Source organism: Oceanobacillus sp. E9 (assembly GCF_001741975.1).
Lineage (GTDB): Bacteria > Bacillota > Bacilli > Bacillales > Amphibacillaceae > Oceanobacillus > Oceanobacillus kimchii.
Window position 1 is genome coordinate 528,753 of the sequence record NZ_LSNA01000007.1, and the last position, 17,451, is coordinate 546,203.

A 17,451-nucleotide genomic window follows, 5' to 3' on the forward strand; every position below is an offset into this window, starting at 1 on the left:
TATGGGATAGTAGTATCTCACTAAATGAAGTTTCGCTTTATATTAAGCGTAGTGCCCACCAATTTTTTTGCTTCGTTCGATAGTGATCCCAGCTTGGGTATAACTTGATGCACGAAGGATGGAAGTGGATCCATATTTATCACGGATTGCATCCATGACATATCCAATATCATTTTTCTTTGTACGATCTTCAAATAAATCCAGCTGTGTTTCTTGCTTGTCTCTAAGGTTGGTTAGTGTTACATATACGTGACGAACCATACTTTTACCATCGTAAAATTTATTAAATAGCTGCATGCAAATATCATAGACATCTAAGGTAATGTTTGTTGGAAGATCAATGGATTGTGATCGAGAAAATCCTCCGCCGGTTTCTTTTGAATAAGAAATTCCTAAATGAATGGTCCTACCTGATTTATTTGCTGTACGTGCTCTTCGACATACTTCTTCGCAGAGGTCGAGAATACAGTAAGGAATATCTTCTTTTGTATAATCGCGTAGCAAAGATATACCATGGCCAAAACCCTTTTGTTCTTGTTTTGAAAAATCTCCGAACACAGGACTTAAATCAATTCCCCACGCATGCCAATAAAGTTGCTCCCCCATTACTCCGAATCGTTTCTTTAAATGGTCAAGATTATAATTAGCAAGCTGACCTAACGTAATAATTCCCATTCGATTCAAATTTCGCTTCATTCGTCCACCAATTCCCCAGATGGATTCAATCGGATGAGGCCAAAGTTTTTCTTCTACATCTTCATACGTACATTCTGCAATTCCTTGTTTCTTTGCATGAAGATCCATGACAACTTTAGCTAAAAATTTATTATCTCCAATTCCAATGGAACAAGTAATGCCAAAGGAATCTAAAATATCCGCTTTAATTTTTTTCGCGATTTCTTCTCGCGTTCCAAATAAGTGTTGTAAACCGTTGACTGTAATCCACACTTCGTCTACAGAATAAGGATGAATAGCTTCCAAAGGTGCATATTGCTGCAGTAAATCAGTAATTTGTAAAGACATGTGTATATAATCCGCCATATGGGCAGGGACAATATGAATTTCCGGGTCATCTGGTAATTCAAAAAAACGACTTACATTACTTATTCCATAACGTCGCTTTAACTCAGGAGAAGCGGCAAGTACAATACTCCCTGATCGATTTGGATCGCCAACAACAGCAAGCATTACTTTCATTGGATCTAAATTGAGTTTGACTGCTTCCACGCTCGCATAAAATGAACGCATGTCGATACATAGAACATCATTACGTGGATAACTGGAATAATCCATGATTATCACCCTTTCATAAGAACGTATGTTCTATTATATGTTAGAACAATAAAAAATAACAATGGAAATTTGTTACAGGGAAATAACAAGAAATAAAAAAAGGATGCAGGAAGCATCCTTCAATCCGACATACGAGAGGAGGAAAGAATTTTTAATCATGAAGAGGGGTTCGATTTTACTAGTACCAGTAAGAGCCGCCGACAATGATAAGCAAAATAAATAATACTACCAAAAAAGTAAAGCCAAATTCACCACGTTTTTCATATTCGCTCATACTTACCACCTCCTACGATATATGGCTATTATATGTGCGGAAATAAAGAACAGGGAGGGCCGATTCACTAGTCATGGACATAAAAATTACAAGAAAAGTGTAGATCATCCGTTTAGCACCATATGAATTAAGACCCGCATAAGTTTACGATTAAAAAGGAATCTCATTGGTTTCTGTAGAAATATAATTAAATAAAGGTATGTTTTTCACTTGAGAACAGGAGTGGGAGTAATGGAAGAGCTTTTAACATATATCAGTAAACAGAAAAAATGGGCAGGTGGGATACTTGGTCTTAGTATTCGTTCTGCAGACACGGGAGATATTTATCTAAGTCATAATGGAGATATTCGACTGCATCCAGCTTCGAATATGAAGATCCTAACTGCTGTAGCTGCTTTACGAATATTAGGACCGGACTATAAATTTTCGACGGAGATAAGATTGGACGGAAAACTTGTTGGGGATGTGTGGGAAGGAGATGTCTATATCGTTGGCAAAGGTGATCCTACCTTGCAAATTAATGATTATCAGAAGTTTGCAGCTATTCTCTACAAGTATGGTATCAGAACAATTACAGGTAGAATTATTGGGGATGATACATGGTACGATGATATACGTTTATCGGAAGATTTAATTTGGTCGGATGCACAATATTATTATGGAGCGGAAGTATCAGCATTAACAATATCGCCTGACGAGGATTATGATACTGGATCTGTAAAAATTATTATTCAACCGAGTCAATTGGGTGAACCACCTCAATATCGACTATATCCTAACACATCTTATGTCACCATAGAGAACCATGCGGTTACCGTAGCTCAAGCTGAAGAAGAAGAATTGTGTATTACTAGAGAACATGGTGGTAACCATATTTATATGAAAGGAAACATCGGTATTGATCATGATGTAAGGCAAGAATGGATGGCTGTATGGAGATCGACGGATTATGTAGTAGATACATTTGTTCAAACATTAAAAGAAATGGGAATAACGATTAAAGGAAAATCTAAAACAGGAAAAGCCGTTCCAAACAACACCATGTGTATATGTAAACATTCTTCTCCAAAATTAGCAGAGATCTTAATTCCATTTATGAAATTAAGTAATAATGGAATTGGAGAAATACTTGTAAAAGAAATGGGGCGTTTTGTATATGGAGAAGGTACATGGGATGCAGGATTAAAGGTAGTAAAAGAACAAATTCAATCCTATGGAGTAAATATGGAAACATTGCAAATTAAGGACGGTTCAGGAATCTCGCACAGTAATTTGTTACCCGCAAATGAGTTGTCCAAATTATTATATCGAATTCAATCGGAAAAATGGTTTCCTTTGCTGTTAGATACTCTACCTGTAGCAGGCGAGCAAAATCGAATGGTGGGCGGGACTTTACGAGAACGTATGAAAGGATTTTCTGTCAAAGCGAAGACCGGAACAATAGAAGGAGTAAGTACTTTATCTGGGTATATTAATGTGAAGACTGAGCAAAGGGTGATCTTCTCGATCTTGTTGAATAATTTAATTGATGAAGAAATAGGTAAAGAGATTGAGGATGAAATAATCGCTTACATACATGCACATGATAGTGCAAAGGTATAGTGAGTAAAAAATAGTAGTGAAATAATTTTCCACTACTTTACCATAATTTTACCACATTTCAGTGATAAGGTTTAGATGTAGGATACTAGATGTCCTTTTTAGAATGTCAAAAAAATAAGGAGAATGAACATGACAGTCAATATATATGGAGCATCTTGTTCATCAACCAGAAAAGCTCGACAATGGTTTAAAAAACACGGAATAGCTTATAAAGAAAGAAATATATTAAGACAACCTTTAACAATTAACGAATTACAAGAAATTTTACGGATGACGGTAGAAGGTACAGATGAGATTATTTCTACACGTTCAAAAATATTTAAGGAACTTAATTTAAACTTGGAAGAATTACCATTACAGACCTTGTTAGAATTAATCCACGAACACCCCAGATTATTAAAAAGTCCGATATTAATGGATGAAAAACGTTTTCAAGTAGGTTATCACGAGGACGATATACGACAATTCCTGCCAAGAAAGACAAGGGAACATTTATGGTTGCAGTGGAAATTAGATTTAGGGCTCGTAAAGGGCTAATGTAAGTAAATAAAAAGGGATGAAGAATCGTAGAAGCGGTTTTTCATCCTTTTTTTTTGGGTGAAAAGGAAGCGGAGACTGCACCTCTTAAACAAAATTTTTTTATAGATGTCGAATCTGAAAAAAAGATTTGAAAAAAATGGCGATTTAGGCTTACAATAGGAAAGAGTGCAACTAGATATATACATATAGTCTAAAATAGGAGCGGAAAGATGTGAGGAATAAAAAATTACTTTTTGTAAATCTCGGGATCCTTTTTGTCTTTATGGTCGTTGTTATTATTGGGATTTCAAGAGTGAACGCAACAACGGAAGAAGAACAACCATCTATTAGCAAAAGCAAACGAGAGAATCAATCCACGCAAATATCCGGACTATCTCAATTAAGTAAAAAAGTTGTCTTTTCAGGAAAAGAGATATATAAACCACGCAATTTATTAGAACGAGGAGATAATGGATCATTCGTGTTAAATTCTGGAAATGTAAAAGAAGCGTCAACAGAAGGTGACGAAGTGGAAGTGCCGACTGGTAATACACATAATAGTAATTTGAATCAATCCAACAAACAGGTTACCATTGAAACCCATTCTGCTAGTTCTAGTAATGAAAGTAACCGTTCGGGGTCTAGTAATGTGAAGGAAACAACGTCATCATCTCCTAACGCTGAGAAAAAAGATGATACTAAACCGAAAAACAATGACTCGAATACTGGTACTGATAAAAATAAAGGCAAGGGTGAAGAAAAGGGAGAAAACAAGGATAAAACTGATCAAAAAGAAAAACCAGAAGGCGAGAAAGATGGAGAAAACGGAACTAGTGAACCAAACCCGGATATTCCCCCAAAAGAGGAAGCGCCAGATGGTGATAATGAAGAAGAGAAGGATCCAGATCAAGTAGAAGACCCTGAACAAGAAAATGAACCTGGGGATGGTGGGCAGGATCCAAACCCTCGCCCTCAAACTTCTAAATAAAGAATAATATATGTAAGTCGTATTAAACGATATTTACAATATTAATAAGGAAAATTAGCCTATTCTAAAAAAATTTGATATTATATTTTTATGGAGTAATAAGTTTCTATACGTTTGTAGAATGAATTACTATAGATGATAGCGCTTATACTACTTTTATGTTATTTATAGAATGATGGAAAGGAATGAAAATGATTTATGAGTAAGCCAAAAGTTGTTGTACTTGGAGCTGGCTATGCAGGACTTGTTGCAACAAGACGTTTAACACAAAAATTATCAGCAGATGAAGCTGAAATTGTACTTATTAACAAACATAATTATCATTACGAGAGCACATGGCTACATGAAGTAGCAGCAGGTACGATTAATCCGAACCAAGCTCGTTTTATGTTAACTGATGCTGTTAATCCAAAGCGCGTTCGTTTAATTTATGACACTGTAACTGAGGTGAATCGGGATGAACAACGTGTTATTCTAGATAACAGTGAAGTGAGCTATGATTACTTAGTTTTTGCATTAGGATTTGTTTCTAACACATTTGGAATCCCAGGAATGGACGAGCACGCATTTGCAATTACAGATATTGATTCTAGTCGTCATATTGCAGAACATATTGAGTATCAGTTTGCTCAGTATTCCACAGATGAGAATAAAAATGATGATCAATTAACTATTCTAGTTGGTGGTGGCGGATTCACTGGTATAGAATTTGTTGGTGAATTAGCTGATAAGGTTCCAGAACTATGTCAAAAATATGATATTGACCGCAGTAAGGCAAGAATTATTAACGTTGAGGCTGCACCTTCTATCCTACCGGTATTTGATGACGATCTAGTATCTTATGCGAAGAAAGCCTTAGAAGATCGTGGAGTAGAATTCCGCATTGGAGCACCAATTAAAGAGTGCACGGAAGAAGGATTCATAGTTGGTGATGATAAAGAATTAATTAAAGCTGGTACGGTTGTATGGACCGGTGGAGTAACAGGTAACCCTGTACTTGCTAAATCTGGTTATGAGTTATTTAAAGGTAAGGTTAATGTAGGTCCAGATCTTCGACCTGAAGGGGAAGAAAACGTATTTATCGTAGGTGATTGCTCATGGACATTGGATCAGGAGACTGGCCGCCCGTATCCACCAACTGGACAATTAGCAACTCAAGAGGGTGCTCAAGTAGCAGAAAATATTTCAGCTCTTATTCGCAATCAACCAATCCAAGATTTTGTTTACAGTAATAAAGGTACTGTAGCTTCTCTAGGATTATCAGATGGTATTGGTAATGTGTTAAACGGTAACAAACTTCGAGGGAAATCTGCGGCTGCAATGAAAAAAGTTGTTGACGACCGTTCACTATTCCTTGTAGGTGGACCAAAAGTGCTACTGAAGAAAGGTAAATTCCGTCCTTTCTAACTGTTAAAAAGCTCTATAATAAAATCAAATAATGATAAAAAGCTCCATAGGGAGGTAAGGTTAAATATGAGAAAATTATTTTGCTATCTTTTACTTGTCGTGACAGCTTTAGTAGGGTATAGAGCTGCAAGTGAGTATTTAGAAGACAATCGTGATTTTAGATAAAAAAAGAGGCTTAACAGGATAAATTTCCTGTTAAGCCTCTTTTTTTACCTTGCATACATGATAGTCAGTAATACTCGCACTTCAAAACGTTAAAATTTGAGTGAAAGGACGAGGAAGAACAAAAAACCTCCAAACTGGATAATGTTTCTCTTTATTGCTAGCAGTATTTTTACATAGAACATGATGGAAATCGCATACTACATTTGAGGTGGTATGAAATGAAGGTATATTGTATGATTTTTTTTATTTGTCTTATAATTATGGTTCCTAAGGTAACAAATGCTGGAATTATTGAACTGTATATTGATGAAAGAGAACGTGGGAATTTGGATTTAAATCAATATCAGCTTTTAGGAAATGAAGGATTTTTGAATTTACAGAAGTTATATTCATTTATGGATGAATTACAAAATGAAGTGTACACAGAACCAAAAGACGCTTACTATGATTCCGCTGGGCAACTAAAAATAGAAAAAGAAGGTTATACTCTAGATCGAGAAAGGTTCTTAGAGCTTATTTATCAAATTTATTACACGAAAAATACTGACAAAATAACAGTCCCGACACGCCCTATTCATGCTAGGGTTAATCATGCACTATTACGAGAAATTAGTCAAAAACAAATTGGATTTTATACTACTACATTTCGTGAAAGTAATAAACAGCGAGCAAATAATATTAAGTTAGCTACAGAGTCGATAAATAATACAGTATTGTTTCCGGGAGAAGTCTTTTCATTTAATGATACTGTTGGGGAACGTACAAGAGAAAGGGGATATCAAAAAGCTCCTGTTATTATCAAAGGTGAGCTAGATGAAGATATTGGAGGGGGAATATGTCAGGTATCATCAACATTATTTAATGCAGTTGATTTAAAGGGAATACAGATAACAGAAAGGTATGCACATAGTAAGAGAGTTCCTTATGTTCCTCCAGGAAGAGATGCAACGGTAAGTTGGTGGGGACCTGACTTTGCATTTAAAAATTTATATAATGAGCCGTTATTAATTAGGGCAAGGTCGGAAAAAGGGAAGTTGTCTATTTTCGTTTATTCTTCAGAGAACATTGATCTTTTCAAAAAAGAGACCATGGATTTACAGACAAAAAATGAATGAGGAAAAACCACATGAATGAAGATATAAACCTTAATCATGTGGTTTTTTGGTAATTAATTTTAGTGTATTTATTTAATATTTCTTATTCAGCTTTGTGAAGCTCTAACTCAAAGTTAATATTTACGTCTTCTCCAACCAGTACGCCACCAGTTTCTACTGCAGCATTCCAAGTAAGTCCAAACTCTTTACGATTAATCTTAGTGGAACCACTGAAACCTGCCACTGTGGAGCCGCTCATTGGATCTTTGCTTTGACCTTCAAATGAAACGTCTAATTTTACTGGTTTTGTAGTGCCTTTTAAAGTTAAGTCACCAGTAACTTCATAATTAGATCCAGAAGTCTTATTTATATCTGTCGCTACAAAAGTAATTTTTGGATAATTTTCTGCATCAAAAAAGTCAGCAGAGCGTAAATGGTCATCACGGTCTTTATTACGTGTGTTGATGCTGTTAGTATCAATTACAAATTCAATTTTTGCATCTGTTAAGTCTTCAACATCTGCTTCGATAGTAGCCTCAAACTGATCAAAAGTACCTTTCGCTTTTGAAATCATCATGTGTTTTACTGAGAAACCAATTTCACTATGTGCTTGATCGACATTCCAATTTGTTTTTGCCATTCTTAACATCCTCTCGAATAATGATTATTTTATACTAACTTACTTTATGTTACTAAGTGTAAAATAATTAACTATTAAAGTCAAGTATCTTTAATTAAAAATATATTAGTTTGTAATTTCCTATTTTTAGTATTTTTCCCTATAACTATTAAAATAAACACGCTGACTGGTTGGTAGCCGTTACAAAAACATCGGGATTTGAAAATAATGGAATATAAGGTTTACAAGGGGGTTATAAAAAATGGACAAAGGTACAATTATAAGTATCATTGCAGTAATTGTTGCAGCAGTCAACCAAGTATTTGTATTATTAGGAAAATCCCCGATGCCAATTGATAGTGGACTTATAGAACAGTTCCTATCTGCAGTATTCACCGTAACAACCGCTATAATTGCCTGGATTAGAAATAAGAGGTCAAAATCTGATATCGAGAAAGCACATCGAAGAAATCAGGCAAAGCAAAAGAAAAAAACGAAATAAGTGATGCTGCAACAAATGGTTGGAACATACAAAGTTTAACTTAAAAGGCGAACGATTGTTAAAAAGCTAAAGGAATATAAGTAGACTGCTATGAGAAAAGACTAAGAGAGTTGCCCTCTCATTCTAGCATAAGGTGGCGCTTACTTATCGCCCGCAGTCAGCGAGTATATTTCTCGCAGTTAATAGTTCTTTTTTGATCAATTACTTTGTTGGTTCCAACCTCTTTTAGTGTTTATTTTCAAAACTTTCGTTATAATAAGAAGATAAAAGATTTTTCTAAAATGAAGGAGAGATTTGATGTCAGTTACACTCACACCAGTCTGGGATTTAGATACGATCTTCCCAGGAGGAAGCGATTCTAAGGAATATCGGGAGCATGTTCAACAGATAAGAGAAGATATAACTTTATTATCACAACAAGTTACCCACATCAATCTGTCATCTATTAATTTAGATGAATGGGCTAAACTTTTTATAAATTTGGAGAAGTTACAAAAAGAATTTCGTGAAGCATCTGCTTTTGTTAGTTGTCTAAGCGCTCAAGACGTAAAAGATGAGCAAGCCAATCTTCTTGTTGCAGAGCGCAGTGATTTATTGGCAGAGATGGAAGGATTAATCACATTAATTGATCAAAAAGTAGCTGGAGTTCCAGAGAAAGAATGGGAAGAATTAATAAGCACACCTGAATTAAAAGAATTAGACTTTGTGTTAAGAGAAAAAAGAGACAAAGCACAGAAACAATTATCGAAAGAAGTGGAAATGTTAAAAAATGACCTTTCCGTTGATGGATATCATGCATGGAATCAAATGTATGGAACTATTGTTGGGAAGATGAACGTTGAACTTGAGGAAGATGGAGAAATAAAAGCGTACTCCGTTGGACAGGCTGCAAATAAAGCAAATCATCCAGATCGTAAAAACAGAAAGTATGTATTCGATCAAATGTCTAAAGCGTGGAAAAAAGACGCAGATTTAATCAGCCAAACATTAAATCATCTGGCAGGATTTCGACTACAAACCTATAAGCATTATGGATGGGATAACGTTTTAAAAGAACCATTAGAAAAAAATCGTATGAAGCAAGAAACTCTTGATGCGATGTGGGGCGCAATAGAAAGAAATAAACATCATTTTGTAAAGTACTTAGACAGGAAAGCTGAATTATTAGAACTGGATAAATTAAGTGTTTATGATATTGGTGCTCCAATTGGAAAAAAAGAAGAAAAGAAAAGTTATTCAGATGGTGCAGCATTTATCGTTAATCATTTTGCGAAATTTAGTCCTAAAATGGCAGACTTTGCTCAAATGGCTTTTGAAAAAAATTGGATAGAAGCAGAAGATCGACCAGGAAAACGTCCTGGTGGATTTTGTACAAGCTTTCCAAACAGTGAACAAACAAGAATTTTTATGACTTATTCTGGAACGTCTTCTAATATCGCGACGTTGGCTCATGAACTCGGACATGCTTATCACCAACATGTAATGAATGATGTTAATGGATTGAATCAAAGATATGCAATGAATGTAGCTGAAACTGCTTCTACTTTTGCGGAAATGATTGTTGCAGATGCATCTGTACAATCTGCGGCAACAAAGGAAGAAAAGCGATCCCAACTCGAAGTGAAAATTCAGCGTAGTATTGCATTTTTTATGAATATACATGCCCGATTTTTGTTTGAGACGCGTTTTTATGAAGAAAGAAAAAAAGGAATGGTATCGGTAGACCGCTTAAATCAATTGATGGTAGAAGCACAGAAAGAAGCGTACTGCGATAGATTGGATGAATATGATCCAAACTTCTGGGCTTCAAAAATGCATTTTCATATAACTGGAGTACCTTTTTATAATTTCCCGTATACATTTGGGTACTTATTTAGTCTCGGAATCTATAAACATGCCCAAGAAAAAGGTGGAAGTTTTGAAGATGATTATATAGCTTTACTGAGGGATACCGGAAGAATGTCTGTAGAAGAATTAGCACAAAAACATTTACATGTTGATTTAACTAAAGATGGATTTTGGGAAGAGGCAATCTCCTTATGTGTGGAAGATGTTGAGACATTTCTTCAATTATAAACTATTGTATAAATAACCAGTTTAACGTACAATAAAATATAGCAAAAAAGTAAATAGAAAAGCCTGCAAGGGGAGCCATATGGCTGAGAGTGGACAATGATTGTTCTGACCCTTTGAACCTGATAGTTAATACTAGCGTAGGGATTGTAGTCTTTTTGATGGTTAGTAGTAATGTGTGAGCGGAGCAAAGGCTGTATAATGCAGTCCCATCAAGAAGCTTCCCTTTGGCATTACTTTTTTGTTGTGTGAAAAAACGGTTTCTGACCTTAAAGGGGAGAGTAGATAATGACAAAAATAAAGACATTATTTTTAGTCGAGGTTGCTGTATTTACGGCGCTTGCACTTTTACTAGATTTAATTCCGTTACAAATAAAATTATGGCCACAAGGCGGCTCTATTGATTTTGCGATGATTCCAATATTCATTGTTGCGTTTCGGTGGGGACTAAAAGGTGGCTTATTATCAGGATTTCTATGGGGAATGTTACAAATTGCTGTAGGGACTGCATATGTAATGGTGCCATTACAAGGATTCATAGATTACGCAATCGCATTTACAGTTATTGGTTTAGCAGGAGTTGTAGCAAAAGCAGTACAAAAAAATGTTCGAGAAAATAAGATCAAATCATACTTATTTTTAATTACTCTAGGGGTATTTATCGGTTCATTTGCACGTTTTATTGCACATTATATTGCAGGGATTGTATTCTTTGGATCTGCAGTAGAAGGACAACCAGCGTGGTTATATTCTCTTCTGTATAATGGCTCGTATATGTTACCTTCTTTTATACTGAGTGCTTTAGCTGTATTCTTTTTATTCCATAAACAACCAAAAACATTACTTCAATCAAAGTAGGCAATTTGCTCACACAAACAAAGTCTGAGGACCAAAAGTTCTCAGGCTTTTATTATTAAGTGAAAGATAGTTACAGTAGCGAAAACACTTCTCTTTGCATAGGCTATAGTACATTCAAAGAGAGGAAGAATGTAGGATGACATTAACTCTAGCGCATTTCATTTATGGGTTGTTTACACTCGTAATTATCATCACAATGATTTTTCGAAAAGGGATTGTACTGCCGACCTTATTAGGAACTTTCATATTATCATGGGTATTTAATGGCAGTATTGTTTCAGGATTTACAGCCATCTTTCATGCTAATCTAGTTGCAGCACAAGAGTTATTCAGTATATTCTTGATTATTACGTTTATGCTTGCCTTATTACATTCATTAAAAGACCTCGGAGCAGATGTGCGAATGATACAGCCAATACAAAGAGTAATGGTAAATGGGCACGTATCATTTTTTGTATTAATAGGGGTAACCTATGTAATTTCATTATTCTTTTGGCCGACTCCAGCGGTACCGTTAATTTGTGCATTATTGGTACCTGCTGCAATTAGTGCGGGGTTACCGGCAATGGTAGCTGCAGTTGCAATTGCAATTGCCGGTCAAGGCATGGCATTATCATCTGATTATATCGTCCAAGTTGCTCCAAACCTATCGGCAACTGCAGCAAATATAGATACAAGTATCGTTGCAGATCGTTCACTTATCCTCTCATTAGTTGCTGGTGGAGTTGCAATCGTAATTGCATACACACTCTATCGCAAACATATTCGTTCAAAAAATGATCCGGAAAATGAAAGAGAATTAGAACAGCTGCAGCAATCGGAGCATTCTGTACACCATCCTAAAACGAAACAGTTACAAACATGGAGTAAACTATTTGCAGTTATTGTACCAATTGCTTTGTTGGCTGTAGTCGTGTATATGATGTATGGTAAGTTTATTGCGAATACAGAATTAGTAGGTGGTGATGGAGCTGCATTTGTTGGTGGAGTTGCAGTAATATTGTTATTGCTCTCAACAGTAGCGTTTGGAAAACAAAACGCACTAGACTATGTAGGAAGTCATATTACTAATGGTTTTGTATTTGCTTTTAAAGCTATGGGGCCAGTTATACCTATCGCTGGCTTTTTCTTTCTTGGTAGTCCCGAGTTCTCAGGCAAAATATTAGGTGTAGAAGAAGGGCCTGCATTATTATTTGATATTGTTGCTTCCATTCAACAATATCTACCAGAAAGCTCATTTTTAGTTGCTTTCAGTGTGTTAATCATTGGAATTATTACTGGTTTAGACGGTTCTGGTTTTTCAGGATTGCCCTTAACGGGAGCATTAGCTGCTTCTCTTCAGACAAGTGGAGTAGATGCTGCTACACTAGCAAGTATTGGTCAATTAGGAGCTATATGGACGGGTGGCGGCACCATTGTTGCTTGGTCATCATTAATTGCAATAGCAGGTTTTTGTGGAGTATCTGTAATGGATTTGGTTAGAAAGAATTTCATTCCTGTAATAGTCGGATTAATTATAGCAACAATCGTAGGAGTTATCTTTCTTTAGAACTGTGATAAGACAATCAAATTACGATGCCTTTACTTGTTTCGTAGACTTCAATTTCAATAATAATTGGAGGTTACAGAACGTGTGAGGGCATTTTTTAATTGAAATTAATTAAAAATAGGTTATACAAATTTGTCGAATATGTTAGAATAATTCTAATAATATAATAAAGGAGGTGATGATAATTGATGACGAAAAGTATTCAATTTTTAAATTGTAAAAAAGATAGTACATAAAAAATAGATTCAGAGTAGTTAGGTTGTACTAAATAAAAGCGCTTACACATAAGTTGATACAAATATATTTTTAAGAGGAGGTATGCAATTGAATGCTATTGTTATTGCTCTAATCGGTATTGTTATTTTTATATTGGGTTATCGTTATTATTCTAAGTTTGTAGCGGAAAAGATTTTTCGATTAGATCCAAACTATGTCACTCCTGCACATCGTTATAAGGACGGTGTGGATTATGTTCCGACCAATAAATTTGTTCTTTGGGGACATCATTTTACCTCTGTAGCAGGTGCTGCTCCAATACTTGGGCCCGCAATTGCAATCTACTGGGGATGGTTACCTGCTTTTTTATGGGTAGTTTTAGGTACGGTGTTTGCTGCAGGAGTTCACGATTTTGGAACATTAGCATTATCTGTTAGAAATAAAGGATACTCCGTCGGTACTATCGCAGATAAGTTAATTGGTAGAAGAGGAAAGCTATTATTTTTATTTATTATATTAATATTAGTTTTGATGGTAAATGCAGTTTTTGCATGGGTAATTTCAAATTTATTTATTAGTTATCCATCTAGTGTTTTGCCAGTATTCATTCAAATCCCTTTAGCAATTTGGATTGGATACGCTGCTTATAAACGAAGTAAAAAAATGTTAATCCCTTCACTTGTTGCGCTTGCAATTATGTATTTAACAGCAATTTTAGCAAGTAGATTTGACTTTTTACAAATTGATCTTGTGCGTTTTATGGGTGGAGAAGATGGAGCTGGGTTGTTTGGATTAGGAAGTGTATCAACAGCATTTTTAATTTGGATTGTCATTTTAATGGTTTATGTTTATATTGCTTCGACATTGCCGGTATGGAAATTACTACAACCAAGAGATTTTATTAATTCGCATCAGTTGGTAGTAGGATTAGGCATTCTCTATTTAGGACTCATCTTCACAAATCCTAGTATTTCAGCACCAGCTATTAATGAGAGTCCAGATAAAAGTCTATTGCCATTACTATTTATCACCATAGCTTGTGGAGCTATCTCTGGTTTTCATGGATTAGTGTCATCAGGAACATCATCGAAACAATTAAATAAAGAAACGGATGCAAGATTTGTAGGATACTTTGGTGCTGTAGGTGAGGGAGTACTCGCTCTTGTATCTATACTTGCAGTTGGGACGTTATTTGCAAATACAGATGCATTTTCTCAAGCATACGCATCATTTTCAGACGCAAATGCGATAGGACTAGGTAATTTTGTAGAAGGTGCAGCTAATTTAGCGCAGGGTTTATGGATTCCGACTGATATAGCTACAACAATAGTTTCCATCATAGTTGTTAGCTTTGCAGCAACAACATTAGATACATCCGTACGTCTTATGCGTTATATTATTGCAGAGTTAGGTATTGAATATAATATTAAGCCATTAACAAAAACACATGTTGCTACCTCGGTTGCAGTATTATCCAGTACAGCTCTAGTATTGATTCCAGAGGGACCGAATGGATTTGGGTCTGGTGGTTATCTCATATGGCCATTGTTTGGTACTGCAAATCAACTCCTAGCAGCAATAAGTTTATTCCTTATTTCTATTTGGTTAAAACGTAGAGGAAGTAACTATCTCGTTACACTTATTCCGATGATTTTCGTTATATTTATGACCTTATTTGCGATGTTCCAACAAGTATTCTTTGAATGGTCTTGGTTTGGAACTGGATCTAATATGTTATTGTTTGTATTAGGAGCAATTATTTTTGTATTTGCAATTTGGATTGCTTTCACCGCCTTTCATGAATTAACGAAAAAACAAGATGATCCATTCGATAGAGAATAACGTTGATGATACTGTCTCAATAACTGGAACAATAAATACATGTTGTGCTGGTTTGAGGCAGTATTTTCATATTCGCTGTAGAAGAAAGGAGCGTTCATAATTGATGTTGGAAAAAATCAAGAAACTAATCTATTATTACGAGGAAGTCATTAGTTTGCCACATCGGCAAGAAGTGGCTAGAGAATTACGAAATGAAGATGATTTCTTCTTATTATTACTTTATTCTGAAATGCTTGGAATCCCGAACCCAGTTTACTACTATACGTTAGAGTTGTACCCGTATATTATCGAAGATTTTCATGATTGGCATTTGCGAATGGGAATGGATAAATCTCCATTAAGTGGTATTCGTTGTTGCTAATAGAAGAGAGGGGATTTGGGATGGAAGTATTACATAAACGGATTATTTTTGTTGGAGGTAAGGGTGGAGTAGGTAAGTCAAGTTCTGCTGCTGCAATTGCTTGGAAATTAGCAAAGGAGGGCAATAAGACATTACTTATATCAACCGACCCTGCACATAATGTGGGTGATATATTTCAAACAACAATAGGTGGGAAAATAAAAAAATTAGCTGATTCTCTTTATGGCTTAGAAATTGATCCTGAAATAGAGACCGATTTTTATATTCGATCCGTGAAGGAAAATATTCAAGGTGTGGTGCATGTCGGAATGATTGACGAGGTTAACCGACAGTTGGATACTGCAAAAGCTTCTCCTGGTGCCGACGAAGCAGCTTTATTTGATAAATTGATTTCAATCATTTTGGAGGAAGGGAATCAGTTTGATAAACTAATATTTGATACTGCTCCAACTGGACATACAATTCGCTTGTTAACTCTACCGGAATTAATGGGGATATGGATAGAGGGATTATTAAAAAAGCGTAAGAAAACAAACGATAATTATTCACAACTACTAAATGACGGAGCAGCTGTAGAAGATCCGATATACGATGTTCTACACGAAAGACAGCTTCGCTTTTCTAAAGCAAGGGAAATCTTACTTGATCAACAACAAACAGGTTTTCTATTCGTATTAAATCCTGAAAGACTTCCTATATTGGAAACCAAAAAAGCAATTGCTTTGTTAGGGCGATACCATCTTCTTGTTGATACTGTAATTATAAATAAAGTATTACCTGAAAATGTAGATGGCTCGTTTTATAAAAGAAGAAAAGAACATGAACAACAGTATATGGATTTAATCAATGAGTATTTTCAAAGCCAAAATAAAGTTACAATCCCATTATTTACCGAAGATATAACAAGTATGGAGCAATTAGAGAAAATGAATAGCTTTATGTAGAAGGGATGATTAGATGAGAGGATTAGTACACGAGCTTGATCGAGTTACAATCAAAAATATGGACGAGCCAACACCAGCTTCAAATGAAGTTATTGTTAAATTAAAGGCAGCAGGTTTAAATCGAAGAGACTTAGCAATTCCGAAACGAAGAGGCAGTAATCAAGAGGCTTTAATTCTTGGTTCTGATGGTGCTGGAGTGATAGAGTCTATCGGAGATGGAGTGCAGAACGTACAAGTTGGAGATGAAGTAATGATTAATCCGTCATTACGATGGAAAAAAAACAGTGATGCTCCCCCAGAAGAATTTGACATTTTAGGGATGCCCGATCATGGAACCATAGCTGAGAAAATAGTGATTGCCTCAGACCAAGTAGAACCAAAGCCAGCTTACTTGTCTTGGGAAGAAGCAGCCGTGTTTTCTTTGGCAGCAATTACTGGTTATCGAGCAATCTTTACGAAGGGTAAGTTACAACCCGGTGAGACTGTATTTATACCTGGTGCAGGAAGCGGAGTTGCATCATTTCTAATTCATTTTGCTAAAAATCATGGAGCTCGAGTAATTACTACATCACGTAGTAAAGATAAACAAGAAAAAGCGAAACATTTAGGGGCAGACGTTGTACTGGATACTTCGGATGATTGGGAAAAAGCTTTAAAGGAAGAAACCATAGATATGGTTATTGACAGTGTAGGGAAAGCCACTTTTCATCGTTCTTTAGCTGTATTAAAAAAAGGTGGACGGTTTGTTACATTTGGAGCAACTACGGAAGATGTAATTGAATTTGATTTACGTTCATTTTTCTATGGACAATACCAGCTAATTGGTACTACGATGGGATGTAAAGAAGAGTTAGAGGCTGCATTGGATCATTACATTAAATATGAAACGCATCCAGTTGTAGATAAGGTTTTTAATTTAGAAGAAAGCTTAGATGCTTTAGAGTATTTAAAAGCAGGAAAACAATTTGGGAAAATAGCAATACGCATCTCTTAGAACCATTATATGTAATTAACAAAGGATAATAATAAATAATCGTAAGTAATATACTGATAATCGTTTGAGGGTAAAGGCATAGGGAGCTCCGGTTCATGAGACACCGGAGGCTCACCAGCAGCCTGTTGGATAGGCGGAGTATATTTCTAAA

16 protein-coding genes and 1 riboswitch are annotated in these 17,451 nt (G+C 35.6%); of the genes, 13 read left to right on the forward strand and 3 right to left on the reverse strand.

Annotation, left to right across the window (positions count from 1 at the left end; all coding sequences use genetic code 11):
- Positions 1-42: 42 nt before the first annotated feature.
- Positions 43-1,293, reverse strand: coding sequence for a DNA polymerase IV (locus tag AQ616_RS12180; protein WP_026133752.1), 1,251 nt, complete (start codon positions 1,291-1,293; stop codon positions 43-45).
- 178 nt (positions 1,294-1,471) lie between these two features.
- Positions 1,472-1,567 (reverse strand): YjcZ family sporulation protein, encoded by a 96-nt coding sequence (locus tag AQ616_RS19260; protein ID WP_017796482.1) that lies wholly within the window; start codon positions 1,565-1,567, stop codon positions 1,472-1,474.
- 231 nt (positions 1,568-1,798) lie between these two features.
- On the opposite strand from AQ616_RS19260, the gene dacB reads away from it, so the two are divergent.
- From dacB to AQ616_RS12205, 5 genes are all read left to right on the forward strand, one after another.
- The gene (gene dacB / locus AQ616_RS12185) at positions 1,799-3,169 is read left to right on the forward strand and encodes a D-alanyl-D-alanine carboxypeptidase/D-alanyl-D-alanine endopeptidase (protein ID WP_069685911.1); all 1,371 of its coding nucleotides are present in this window, start codon (positions 1,799-1,801) and stop codon (positions 3,167-3,169) included.
- Between the two features lie 129 nt (positions 3,170-3,298).
- Positions 3,299-3,706, forward strand: coding sequence for a Spx/MgsR family RNA polymerase-binding regulatory protein (locus AQ616_RS12190; protein ID WP_017796484.1), 408 nt, complete (start codon positions 3,299-3,301; stop codon positions 3,704-3,706).
- 214 nt (positions 3,707-3,920) lie between these two features.
- Positions 3,921-4,676, forward strand: a complete 756-nt coding sequence (locus tag AQ616_RS12195) for a hypothetical protein (protein ID WP_069685912.1) — start codon at positions 3,921-3,923, stop codon at positions 4,674-4,676.
- 198 nt (positions 4,677-4,874) lie between these two features.
- Positions 4,875-6,083, forward strand: a complete 1,209-nt coding sequence (locus AQ616_RS12200; RefSeq protein ID WP_017796486.1) for an NAD(P)/FAD-dependent oxidoreductase — start codon at positions 4,875-4,877, stop codon at positions 6,081-6,083.
- Positions 6,084-6,466: 383 nt separating this feature from the next.
- Positions 6,467-7,363 carry a VanW family protein gene (locus AQ616_RS12205; protein ID WP_017796488.1) on the forward strand — a complete coding sequence of 299 codons (897 nt, stop codon included), beginning with the start codon at positions 6,467-6,469 and terminating at the stop codon, positions 7,361-7,363.
- 82 nt (positions 7,364-7,445) lie between these two features.
- Here AQ616_RS12205 and AQ616_RS12210 read toward each other — a convergent pair whose 3' ends face one another.
- Positions 7,446-7,982 (reverse strand): YceI family protein, encoded by a 537-nt coding sequence (locus AQ616_RS12210; RefSeq protein ID WP_017796489.1) that lies wholly within the window; start codon positions 7,980-7,982, stop codon positions 7,446-7,448.
- A gap of 241 nt (positions 7,983-8,223) precedes the next feature.
- Between AQ616_RS12210 and AQ616_RS12215 the strand changes: the two genes are divergently transcribed.
- The 8 genes from AQ616_RS12215 to AQ616_RS12250 all read left to right on the forward strand — a co-directional run bounded on the left by AQ616_RS12215 (position 8,224) and on the right by AQ616_RS12250 (position 17,300).
- A complete protein-coding gene (locus AQ616_RS12215) occupies positions 8,224-8,463 on the forward strand; it encodes a phage holin (protein ID WP_017796490.1) in 240 nt (79 codons plus the stop codon).
- A gap of 297 nt (positions 8,464-8,760) precedes the next feature.
- The gene (locus tag AQ616_RS12220; RefSeq protein ID WP_069685913.1) at positions 8,761-10,539 is read left to right on the forward strand and encodes a M3 family oligoendopeptidase; all 1,779 of its coding nucleotides are present in this window, start codon (positions 8,761-8,763) and stop codon (positions 10,537-10,539) included.
- Between the two features lie 58 nt (positions 10,540-10,597).
- Positions 10,598-10,701: riboswitch (TPP riboswitch) on the forward strand.
- A 123-nt stretch (positions 10,702-10,824) separates the two neighbouring features.
- Positions 10,825-11,394: an energy-coupled thiamine transporter ThiT gene (thiT, locus tag AQ616_RS12225; RefSeq protein WP_017796492.1), complete on the forward strand. Its 570-nt coding sequence runs from the start codon at positions 10,825-10,827 to the stop codon at positions 11,392-11,394.
- Positions 11,395-11,530: 136 nt separating this feature from the next.
- Positions 11,531-12,943 (forward strand): hypothetical protein, encoded by a 1,413-nt coding sequence (locus AQ616_RS12230; protein WP_017796493.1) that lies wholly within the window; start codon positions 11,531-11,533, stop codon positions 12,941-12,943.
- A gap of 324 nt (positions 12,944-13,267) precedes the next feature.
- Entirely contained in the window at positions 13,268-15,001 is a 1,734-nt protein-coding gene (locus tag AQ616_RS12235; RefSeq protein ID WP_017796494.1) for a carbon starvation CstA family protein, read from the forward strand.
- Between the two features lie 103 nt (positions 15,002-15,104).
- On the forward strand, positions 15,105-15,362 hold the full coding sequence (locus tag AQ616_RS12240) for a cory-CC-star protein (RefSeq protein WP_017796495.1): 258 nt from the start codon (positions 15,105-15,107) through the stop codon (positions 15,360-15,362).
- 20 nt (positions 15,363-15,382) lie between these two features.
- The gene (locus AQ616_RS12245; RefSeq protein WP_017796496.1) at positions 15,383-16,306 is read left to right on the forward strand and encodes an ArsA family ATPase; all 924 of its coding nucleotides are present in this window, start codon (positions 15,383-15,385) and stop codon (positions 16,304-16,306) included.
- A gap of 13 nt (positions 16,307-16,319) precedes the next feature.
- A complete protein-coding gene (locus AQ616_RS12250; protein WP_069685914.1) occupies positions 16,320-17,300 on the forward strand; it encodes a zinc-binding dehydrogenase in 981 nt (326 codons plus the stop codon).
- Positions 17,301-17,451: the final 151 nt, after the last annotated feature.

Bases quoted from the DNA above. Each gene is read 5' to 3' on its own strand.
- AQ616_RS12200 (WP_017796486.1), top strand. From the start codon at position 4,875: ATGAGTAAGCCAAAAGTTGTTGTACTTGGAGCTGGCTATGCAGGACTT.
- AQ616_RS12245 (WP_017796496.1), top strand. From the start codon at position 15,383: ATGGAAGTATTACATAAACGGATTATTTTTGTTGGAGGTAAGGGTGGA.
- AQ616_RS12240 (WP_017796495.1), top strand. From the start codon at position 15,105: ATGTTGGAAAAAATCAAGAAACTAATCTATTATTACGAGGAAGTCATT.
- AQ616_RS12205 (WP_017796488.1), top strand. From the start codon at position 6,467: ATGAAGGTATATTGTATGATTTTTTTTATTTGTCTTATAATTATGGTT.
- AQ616_RS12180 (WP_026133752.1), bottom strand. From the start codon at position 1,293: ATGGATTATTCCAGTTATCCACGTAATGATGTTCTATGTATCGACATG.
- AQ616_RS12210 (WP_017796489.1), bottom strand. From the start codon at position 7,982: ATGGCAAAAACAAATTGGAATGTCGATCAAGCACATAGTGAAATTGGT.
- AQ616_RS19260 (WP_017796482.1), bottom strand. From the start codon at position 1,567: ATGAGCGAATATGAAAAACGTGGTGAATTTGGCTTTACTTTTTTGGTA.
- AQ616_RS12230 (WP_017796493.1), top strand. From the start codon at position 11,531: ATGACATTAACTCTAGCGCATTTCATTTATGGGTTGTTTACACTCGTA.
- thiT (WP_017796492.1), top strand. From the start codon at position 10,825: ATGACAAAAATAAAGACATTATTTTTAGTCGAGGTTGCTGTATTTACG.
- dacB (WP_069685911.1), top strand. From the start codon at position 1,799: ATGGAAGAGCTTTTAACATATATCAGTAAACAGAAAAAATGGGCAGGT.
- AQ616_RS12215 (WP_017796490.1), top strand. From the start codon at position 8,224: ATGGACAAAGGTACAATTATAAGTATCATTGCAGTAATTGTTGCAGCA.
- AQ616_RS12250 (WP_069685914.1), top strand. From the start codon at position 16,320: ATGAGAGGATTAGTACACGAGCTTGATCGAGTTACAATCAAAAATATG.
- AQ616_RS12220 (WP_069685913.1), top strand. From the start codon at position 8,761: ATGTCAGTTACACTCACACCAGTCTGGGATTTAGATACGATCTTCCCA.
- AQ616_RS12190 (WP_017796484.1), top strand. From the start codon at position 3,299: ATGACAGTCAATATATATGGAGCATCTTGTTCATCAACCAGAAAAGCT.